Origin of the sequence: Brevundimonas sp. AAP58 (assembly GCF_001295975.1) — a bacterium.
GTDB lineage: Bacteria > Pseudomonadota > Alphaproteobacteria > Caulobacterales > Caulobacteraceae > Brevundimonas.
On sequence record NZ_LJHU01000073.1, the window covers coordinates 1 to 8,829 of the forward strand.

The 8,829-nt window shown below is 70.4% G+C and carries 9 protein-coding genes; 6 read left to right on the forward strand and 3 right to left on the reverse strand.

Going from position 1 to position 8,829, the window contains the following annotated elements:
• The 3 genes from IP78_RS10025 to IP78_RS10035 all read right to left on the reverse strand — a co-directional run.
• Nucleotides 1–396, reverse strand: a 396-nt coding sequence (locus tag IP78_RS10025) for a fasciclin domain-containing protein (RefSeq protein WP_054111540.1), incomplete at its 3' end; no start/stop codon positions are given.
• Between the two features lie 129 nt (nt 397–525).
• Nucleotides 526–1,236 (reverse strand): TorF family putative porin, encoded by a 711-nt coding sequence (locus tag IP78_RS10030; RefSeq protein ID WP_054111541.1) that lies wholly within the window; start codon nt 1,234–1,236, stop codon nt 526–528.
• Between the two features lie 10 nt (nt 1,237–1,246).
• Nucleotides 1,247–2,179: a nitronate monooxygenase family protein gene (locus tag IP78_RS10035; RefSeq protein ID WP_054111542.1), complete on the reverse strand. Its 933-nt coding sequence runs from the start codon at nt 2,177–2,179 to the stop codon at nt 1,247–1,249.
• 326 nt (nt 2,180–2,505) lie between these two features.
• Between IP78_RS10035 and IP78_RS10040 the strand changes: the two genes are divergently transcribed.
• From IP78_RS10040 to murF, 6 genes are all read left to right on the forward strand, one after another.
• Nucleotides 2,506–2,973, forward strand: coding sequence for a division/cell wall cluster transcriptional repressor MraZ (locus IP78_RS10040; protein ID WP_054111543.1), 468 nt, complete (start codon nt 2,506–2,508; stop codon nt 2,971–2,973).
• The gene (gene rsmH, locus IP78_RS10045) at nt 2,970–3,920 is read left to right on the forward strand and encodes a 16S rRNA (cytosine(1402)-N(4))-methyltransferase RsmH (protein WP_054111544.1); all 951 of its coding nucleotides are present in this window, start codon (nt 2,970–2,972) and stop codon (nt 3,918–3,920) included. The genes IP78_RS10040 and rsmH overlap by 4 nt, the downstream gene beginning before the upstream one ends.
• Nucleotides 3,917–4,360, forward strand: a complete 444-nt coding sequence (locus IP78_RS10050) for a cell division protein (RefSeq protein ID WP_054111545.1) — start codon at nt 3,917–3,919, stop codon at nt 4,358–4,360. Before rsmH ends, IP78_RS10050 begins: the two co-directional genes overlap by 4 nt.
• On the forward strand, nt 4,357–6,093 hold the full coding sequence (locus IP78_RS10055) for a penicillin-binding protein 2 (RefSeq protein WP_054111546.1): 1,737 nt from the start codon (nt 4,357–4,359) through the stop codon (nt 6,091–6,093). Before IP78_RS10050 ends, IP78_RS10055 begins: the two co-directional genes overlap by 4 nt.
• Entirely contained in the window at nt 6,090–7,547 is a 1,458-nt protein-coding gene (locus tag IP78_RS10060; protein WP_054111547.1) for a UDP-N-acetylmuramoyl-L-alanyl-D-glutamate--2,6-diaminopimelate ligase, read from the forward strand. The genes IP78_RS10055 and IP78_RS10060 overlap by 4 nt, the downstream gene beginning before the upstream one ends.
• Nucleotides 7,540–8,829: UDP-N-acetylmuramoyl-tripeptide--D-alanyl-D-alanine ligase (murF, locus tag IP78_RS10065; protein ID WP_054111548.1), on the forward strand; the 1,290-nt coding region annotated here is incomplete at its 3' end. The genes IP78_RS10060 and murF, both read left to right, overlap by 8 nt.

Here is an 8,829-nt window from a genome sequence, read left to right on the forward strand (position 1 = left end):
GGCGGCCGAGCCGTTGCCGGCCTCGATCAGGGCGATGACGTCGGCGGCCGCCACGCGGCCGGCCACGACATGATAGGTCAGGACCTTGGTCAGCATCGCGCGGTTGGCGGGCTGAAGCAGGGTGTCGACCGTGCCGGCGGGCAGGGCGGCGAAGGCGTCGTTGACCGGGGCGAAGACCGTGAACGGACCCGGGCCCGACAGCGTCTCGACCAGGCCGGCGGCCTGGACGGCGGCGACCAGGGTCGTGTGCGCGGGCGAGCCGACGGCGACGTCGACGACCGTCTGTTGCGACTGCATCTGGCTGTGGCCGCCACCGTGGTGGTCGGCGATAGCGGCGGGGGCGGCGGCGAGCAGGGCGGCGGCCGACACGGCGCCGGCAAGGCGTGTGAACGTCATGGGTGTTTCCTGAGCTTGCGATCGCCATGCTGCGATCGGGGCCAAGAACGGTGTTGGCACCCGAATGGATGCCCCGCAGCTTGCCGCGCGGCGAGCCGCCGCACGTGTCGCACCCCGGGCAAATGGGGGTCAGAAGGCGACCAGAATCGCCGCCACGAGGGCGTCTTCATACTGTTCGCCCTGGTCCCCGATGTCGGTGCCATGCCAGGCCAGCTCTAGCTCGGTGACCTCGGTCAGGGCGTAGGCCACGCCGGCGCTCCACCCGGTATAGTCCGGCCCATTGTCCTGTTCGCGTCGCCCGACCATCACCGCGCCTTGCAGCCGGTCGACGATGGGCCAGCGCACGCGGGTCTCGACCCAGGTCCAGGCTTCGGTCGAGCCGAGGCCGTCCGGCGAATGCTCGACGCGCAGGCGGGTGTCCACAGCGCCGAAGTCACGCATGACGTCGAACTGAAGCTCGACCGCGGCGTCGTCCTGGCCGGGGTCGGCGTTCACCCGCCACTTGTGCGAGACGGATACATCGAAGTCGAAACCGCCACCCGAGCCCTGCCAGCCGGCTTCGACCTCGGTCTCGACGCGCGATCCGGCTGAGTCGATCGTCTCGAACTCGGCGTCGGCATAGAAGCCGTTGGCAGCGTTGTACTGGACCTCGCCGAAGACATAGGGGTCGCCGCTGCTCTTGGATGCGCCCTTGGAGCGGTTGTCGGTTGCCCCGCCCAGCTCGAAGGTCCAGGGCGAAGCCCGGTTCGGGTCGAATCGCGCGTTGTCCCGGTCCTGCGCCAGGGCGAGGCCGGGCAGGGCGATCAGGGCGAACAGGACAAGGCGCAGCGCACGAGACATCCGCCGCTGTCTAGGCGACGCCGACCTTTCTGGCGAATTCTTCCGTCGCCTGAGCGTATTCGGAGCGGAGTCGCGCGACCAGTTCTCCGGCCGGAACCACGTCGTGAACCGCGCCCGCGCCTTGCCCCGCCGACCAGACCGTCTTCCACGCCTTGGCCTCGTCGCCCATGTCGAGCTTGTGGTCAGGCAGGACCTTGGGATCGATGCCGTTGGCCTGCAGCGACTTGGTCATGAAGTTGGCCGGAATGCCCGAGACGGCGGCGGTGTGGACGATATCGGTCGCGCCGGACTCGATGATCATGTCCTTGTAGGCGGCGGGAGCCATGGCCTCGGTCGTGTTGATGAAGCGCGTGCCCATATAGGCGAAGTCGGCCCCCATCATCAGGGCTCCCGCCACGTCCTGGCCGGTCGACAGACAGCCCGACAGGATGATCGTGCCCTTGAAGAAGCTGCGCACCTCATTGATCAGGGCGAAGGGGTTGATGATGCCCGCGTGCCCACCTGCGCCGTTGGCCACCAGGATCAGGCCGTCGACCCCGCTCTCGGCCGCCTTCCGGGCGTGGCGCACATTGGCGATGTCGTGGAACACCACGCCGCCATAGCCGTGAACCGCGTCGACCACGTCGCGCACGGCGCCCAGCGAGGTGATGATCAGCGGCACCTTCTCCTCGACCGAGACCATCATGTCGGCCATCAGGCGCGGGTTGGTCGGATGGACGATGTGGTTGACGCCGAAGGCCGCCGCGTCGGGCTTCAGGCGGGATTTGATCTCGTGCAGCCACTCCCGATAGCCCTCGGTGGTGCGCTGGTTCAGCGACGGGAAGGTGCCGATCACCCCGGCGTTGCAGGCCTCGACCACCAGATCGGGCCCGGACACCAGGAACATGGGCGCTGCGATCACGGGCAGCTTGAGACCCTTGGTCAGGGAGGCGGGAATGGCCATGGCGTTCGCTCCGTTTCGTTTGGCTACGCTTAACCGGCTGCCCGTAGGGAAGGCAAATCCTGCGTTCACGGGTTGTCAGGGCTTTGGGCCAAACGGCGGCCGTCGGATGCACGCCCTGTTAATACTCTCGGTGTTCTATGTATGTTCGCGTTCGCCAAGTCTAGGCGGCTGTCTGACCTTGATCGTGGTTAAAGATCGTCAACTTATCCCATTGAGACCCATTTGATCCCATGCTATCCCAATCACCTGATTTGGGGTTGCGGCGTCGGCGTTTGTGACGCGGGGATGAGTTCAGGGGCGGGCCAACAGGTCCGGGTGGGCAGGGCGTGTTTCTCTCGACCTATGAGAAGCAGCTGGACGGTAAGCGCCGTCTCCTGATCCCGCAGGAGTTCCGCACATCCGAGAACGGTGCCGAGCATGGCGTGTTCTGTTTCTTCTCGGTCGAGTCCGACTGCCTGGAGGCCGGCGGCGACAAGCTGATGGCCGAGTACGTCGCCCTGATCGAAAGCCTGCCGTTCGGCGACGACTGGCGCACGGCGCTGGAGGAAACCGTCTATGCGGGCCAGAAGCCGCTGGCCTATGACAGCGGCGGCCGCATCACCCTGCCCGAGGGCCTGATCGAGGACGCGGGCCTGTCGGAAGACCTGGTCATCGTCGGCATGGGGCCCCGGTTTCAGATCTGGGACCGCGCCCGCTGGATGGCCCGCAAGGAAGAGCGCCGCCAGCTGGCCCGCAAGGCCATGCGCGAGCGCGGCGAGTTCGCCCGCCGCCGTCTGCCGGGGAACGACCAGTGAGCGGGCCACATGCTCCGGTCCTGCTCGCCGAGGTCATCGAGGCGCTCTCGCCAGGGCCGGGCGACGTCGTGATCGACGCCACCTTCGGGGCTGGCGGCTACACGCGCGCCATTCTGGCCACCGGAGCCGAGGTCATCGCCTTGGACCGCGACCCGACGGTCCAGGCCCACGCCGACGCGGTGGCCAACGATTTTCCGGGCCAGTTCCAGCTCGTCCGCACGGCCTTCTCAGGTCTGTCGGAAGCCTTCGCCGACAGCGGCAAGGCTCGGCTGGACGGCGCCGTGTTCGACATCGGCGTGTCGTCGATGCAGCTGGACCAGGCCGAGCGCGGCTTCTCCTTCATGCGCGATGGGCCGCTCGACATGCGCATGTCCGGCGAGGGCGAGAGCGCGGCCGACATCGTCAACACCTGGGACCACGGGCCTCTGGCCCATATCCTCAAGCTCTACGGCGAGGAGCGTCAGTCGGGCCGGATCGCCACCGCCATCCTGCGCCGCCGCGCCAGCGAGCCCTTCACCCGCACGCTGGATCTGGCCGAGGTGGTCGAGAAGGCGCTGGGCGGCCGCCGTGGGGCTCCGACCCATCCGGCCACTCGCACCTTCCAGGCCCTGCGCATCGCCGTGAACGATGAACTGGGCGAGCTGACCGCCGGGCTGGAGGCCGCCGAGGCCACCCTGTCGCCGGGCGGCCGTCTGGCGGTCGTGACTTTCCACTCGCTGGAAGACCGGATCGTCAAGGCCTTCCTGACCGAGCGCAGCGGCAACAGCCCCGGCGGTTCGCGCCACGCCCCGGTCGCCGTCGAGACCAGGAAGCCCAGCTTCACCCTCCAGTTCAAGGGCGCGCGCGAGGCCGGAGAGGCCGAGCTCGCGGCCAACCCCCGCGCCCGCTCGGCCCGTCTGCGCGCGGCCGTGCGCACCGAGGCCCCGGCCTGGAGGGCGGCGGCATGACCCGCAATCCGGTCCAGGCCCTGTTCGACTGGAAGGTCCGCGGCGTCCGCTGGATCGAGATCATCCTTGCGGTGGTGGTCGTCGCCCTGGTGCTGGGCGTCTACGTCGCCAAGGCTGCCGCGGCGCGCGAGAGCGCCCAGATCGCCCAGCTGGAGCGCGAGATCGCCGAGACGACCCAGCGCGTGCGTCTGCTCCGCGCCGAGGCCGCCCGGCTGGAGCAGCCCGGCCGTCTGGAGACGCTGTCACGCACCGCGGGCCTCGCCCCCGTCGAGATGGAGCGTCAGGCGGACGCGAGCGCTCTGGACCGTCTGGTGCCGCTTCGTGCGCCTGCCCCGATCGCGCCTGTCGTCGCCGACGCTGAAGCTCCTGGCAACGCAACCCCGGCCGCGTCGACGCAGCCTGAGACCGCCGCCGCTGCCGCAGAGGAGCCGGTGCGATGACGGTTCAGGATCACCGCGCCTTCCGGCCCGCGCCCGGGGCCCGTCCCGTCAGCTCGGCGGTCTCGCCCTGGCTGCGCTGGCTGTCGGAAGCCATCTGGTTCGTCGAACACGCCTTCGAGCGCGCCCGCGCCGACGCCAAACCGGAAGAGGACACCCGCGTCCGCATCGTGGTGATCCAGGCGGTGTTCATCGCCGTCTTCGTGCTGCTGGCGGCCGGCGCGACCCGCGCGGCCCTGTTCGCGCCCCAGGGCGGTGCCGGCTCCATCTCGCGGCCCGGTGCCCTGCAACGCGCAGACCTGACCGACCGCAACGGCGCGCTCTTGGCCACCAACATCACCCACTACGGCCTCTATATCGACCCGACGGAGGTCTGGGACCGCGAGGCCGCCTTCCGCCAGATCCGTCAGGCCCTGCCGGGCGTGTCTGCCCGCCGCCTTCGTCGCGTTCTCGACGGCGACCGTCGCCTGATCGTCCAGCCCGGCCTGACCCCGGCCGAGCGTCAGGCCGTCCATGCGCTTGCGCTGGGCGGCGTCTCCTTCGAGCCCGAAGACCGCCGCGTCTATCCGCTCGGGACCTCCGCCGTCCATGTCATCGGCGCGGCCGATACGGGCGGGCAGGGCATCTCCGGCGCTGAACTGGCCTTCGACGACGCCATCCGCCAGGCGGGAGCCCAGGGCCAGGACTTCGCCCTGTCCATCGACCTGCGCGTCCAGGGCGTGCTGGAGAACGAGCTCGGCCTCGCCGCCACCGAAGCCGGGGCCAAGGGCGCCGTGGGCGTCGTCGCCGACGCCACGACCGGCGAGGTGCTCGCCATGGCGTCGTGGCCGACCTTCGATCCGAACGATCGGGGCGACGCGCCGGAGGGGGCCACCCTGAACCGCGTCACCTCCGCCCACTACGAGATGGGCTCGGTGTTCAAGACCTTCACGGTCGCCGCCGCGCTCGACACCGGCCGGGCCGATCTGGACACCATGATCGATGCGTCCGAGGCCTTCTACATCGGCAACCGGCGGATCGCGGACTTCCACGCGACCAACAAGATTCTGTCGCTGGAGGAGGTGTTCATCCACTCCTCCAACATCGGCACCTCGCGCTTGGCGGTCGAGATGGGGGCAGACACCATGCGCGACTACTTCCAGCGCCTCGGCCTGCTCGACGCCGCACCCATCGAGCTGAAGGAAAGCGCTCGTCCCCGCCGTCCGGGCCAGTGGGACGACTCGACCCGCGCCTCCCTGTCGTTCGGCTACGGCATCATGATCACGCCGCTGCAGATGACGGCGGCGACGGCGGCGCTGGTCAACGGCGGCGTCTATCGGCCGCTCACTTTGCGTCGCGGCGGCACGGGTGACGAGGGCCGCCGCGTGGTCAGCCCCGAGACCTCGGCCGCCATCCGCGAGCTCATGCGCGCCAACGTCCTGCGCGGTTCTGGCCGTTCGGCCAACGCAGAGGGCCTGCGGGTCGGCGGCAAGACCGGCTCCGCGAACAAGCTGGTGAACGGCCGCTACGATCCCGCGCACGGGTTGGGATCCTTCGCCTCGGTCTTCCCGGCGGACGGTCCGGACAACGCCCGCCGCTATGTCGTCTTCGTTCTGGTCGATGAGCCGAGCCAGGGCTCGCGCCTGGGCGGGGCCGTCGCCGCGCCGGTCGTGGGCCGCGTCATCGACCGCATCGCCGGCTTTCTGGGCGTCCAGCGCCGCATCGATCCGCCTGCGCCGGTGGAGACTGCCCGATGAGCGCGGTCCGCCTGTCCGATCTGCTGATGCGCGACGTCGCCTCCGATCCGATGATCACGGGCGTGACGGCCGACAGCAGGAAGGTCGCGTCGGGCCACCTGTTCGTGGCCCTGCCCGGCACGGCCGCCGATGGCCGCGCCTTCATCCCCCAGGCCCTGGCGCAAGGCGCCGCCGCTGTGCTGGCGCCTCAGGACACGCCGGACGGGGTCGCCCCGCTGCTGGTCCGGTCGGGCGATGTGCGCCGCGCTTATGCGCTCGCCGCGCGGGGCTTCTACGGGGCCCAGCCGGCGACCTGCGTGGCCGTCACCGGCACCAACGGCAAGACCTCGGTCGCCGCCTTCTGCCGTCAAATCTGGGCGGCGCTGGGTAGGAAGTCCGCCAGCATGGGCACGCTCGGCGTCGTCGCCCAATCCGGCAAGACGACCGAAGTCTTGACCCCGCCCGGCCTGACCAGCCCCGACGCCGCCGACGCCGCCCGCCTGCTGGCCACACTCGCCGAAGGCGGCGTGACCCACCTGGCGCTGGAGGCCTCGTCGCACGGCATCGACCAGCGGCGTTTGGACGGGGTGACGCTGAAGGCGGCCGCCTTCACCAACCTGACCCAGGACCACCTCGACTACCACGGCACCATGGAGGCCTATCGCGAGGCCAAGCTGCGGCTGTTCGAGACGCTCCTGCCGCGCGGCCGCACCGCCGTGCTGAACGCCGATTCCGACGCCTATTCCGAGTTCGCCGCCGCCTCGATCATGTCGGGCCTCGGCGTCATGGGCGTGGGCGAGCGGGGCCGCGACCTCAGCCTGATCGAGCGCCGCGCCGTGCCCGAGGGCCAGCGCCTGATCCTCGACGTCCATGGCCAGCGCCACGAGGTTCTGTTGCCGCTCGCCGGGGCGTTTCAGGCGTCGAACGCCCTGGTCGCGGCGGGCCTGTGCATCGCCGCTGGCGAGGACGCGGGCCGGGTGCTTGTGGCGCTCGAACACGTCACCGGCGCGGCCGGGCGACTCCAGCGCATCGCGGGCGGCTCCAGCCGGGGCGAGGCATACGTCGACTACGCCCATACGCCCGACGGGCTGGAGACGGTGCTGAAGGCCCTGCGCCCCCACGCGACCGGCCGCCTGATCGTCGTCTTCGGCGCGGGCGGCGACCGCGACAAGGGCAAGCGGCCGATCATGGGCGAGATCGCCGGGCGTCTGGCCGACATCGCCATCGTCACCGACGACAATCCCCGCTCCGAGGACCCCGAGGCGATCCGCGCCCAGGTCCGCACCGGCTGCCCTTTCGCGCTCGAAATCGGCGACCGCCGCGCCGCCATCCGCGAGGCCATCGGCATGATGAAGGACGGAGATGTGGTCGTCGTCGCCGGAAAAGGGCATGAACAGGGCCAGATCGTCGCGGGCGTGACCCACCCCTTCGACGACGCCACCGAAGTCGCCGAGGCCCTGAGACTGCATGCCTGAATCGCTACCGCCGCTGTGGACGGCGCAGGAGATCGCCCTCGCCACTGGCGGCCGGATCGAAGGCGGCGTGTTCGATGCCTCGGGGCTCACCTACAACAGCCGGGAGATCGGCCCCGGTGACCTGTTCCTGGCGCTCAAGGGCGCTCGCGACGGCCATGACTTCGCCGGCGCTGCCTTTGAGGCGGGCGCGGCCGGGGCCCTGGTCGAACGCCCTGTCGACGGCGGCCCCTGCATCGTCGTGCCGGATACGCAGAAGGCGCTGGAGGCCCTGGGCGCCGCCGCCCGCGATCGGGCTCCGCAGATCCGGCGGGGCGCCGTCACCGGCAGCGTCGGCAAGACCAGCGTGACCCAGGCCATCAAGGCGGGGCTGGACCTCGCTGGGCCGGCCCACGCCTCGATCAAGAGCTACAACAACCACATCGGCGTGCCCCTGACGCTCGCCCGCATGCCGGCCTCGGTCGAGCGCGCCGTGTTCGAGATCGGCATGAATGCGCCGGGCGAGATCGCGCCCCTGTCCCGCCAGGTCCAGCCCCACGCCGCCTGCGTCACCACCGTCGGCCCGGTACACATCGAAGCCTTCGCCGACGGCGAGGCCGGGGTCGCACGCGAGAAGGCCTCGATCTTCCAGGGCCTCGGCCCCGGCGGCCTGGCCGTCGTCAACGGCGACAATCCGTGGTTCGAGACCCTGCATCAGGCCGCGCTGCACGTCGGCGCGCGGGTGGCGACCTTCGGGTCGGAGACCTTCCACGACGCTCGCCTGATCGACTTCGCGCCCTTCGACGGCGGCGCGCGGGTGACAGCCGAGGTCTGGGGCCGGACCCATGTCTTCACGCTCAGGCAGTCGGGCTTCCACTGGGGCCTGAACAGCCTGGCGGTGATCCTGATGCTGGACGCGCTGGATGTCCCGATCGAGACGGCGCTGGCCGCGCTTGGCGAGTTCGAGCCGCTAAAGGGCCGGGGCGAGACCCTCACGGTCCATATCCCTGGCGGCGCCTTCACCCTGATCGACGAGAGCTACAACGCCAACCCGCTGTCGATGAAGGCCGGGTTCCTCAGCCTGGGCGCCAAGCCGATCCAGCGCGGCGGCCGTCGGGTGGTGGTCCTGACCGACATGCTGGAGCTGGGGGACCAGTCCCGCGCGCTCCATGCCGGCCTGTCCGAACCGATCCAGGCCGCCGCTATCGACGTGGTCCATGCCGCGGGCCCGGAGATGCGCCATCTCTTCGACGCGGTCGCGCCTGAGCGGCGGGGGGGCTGGGCCCCCACGGCCGCCGATCTGGCC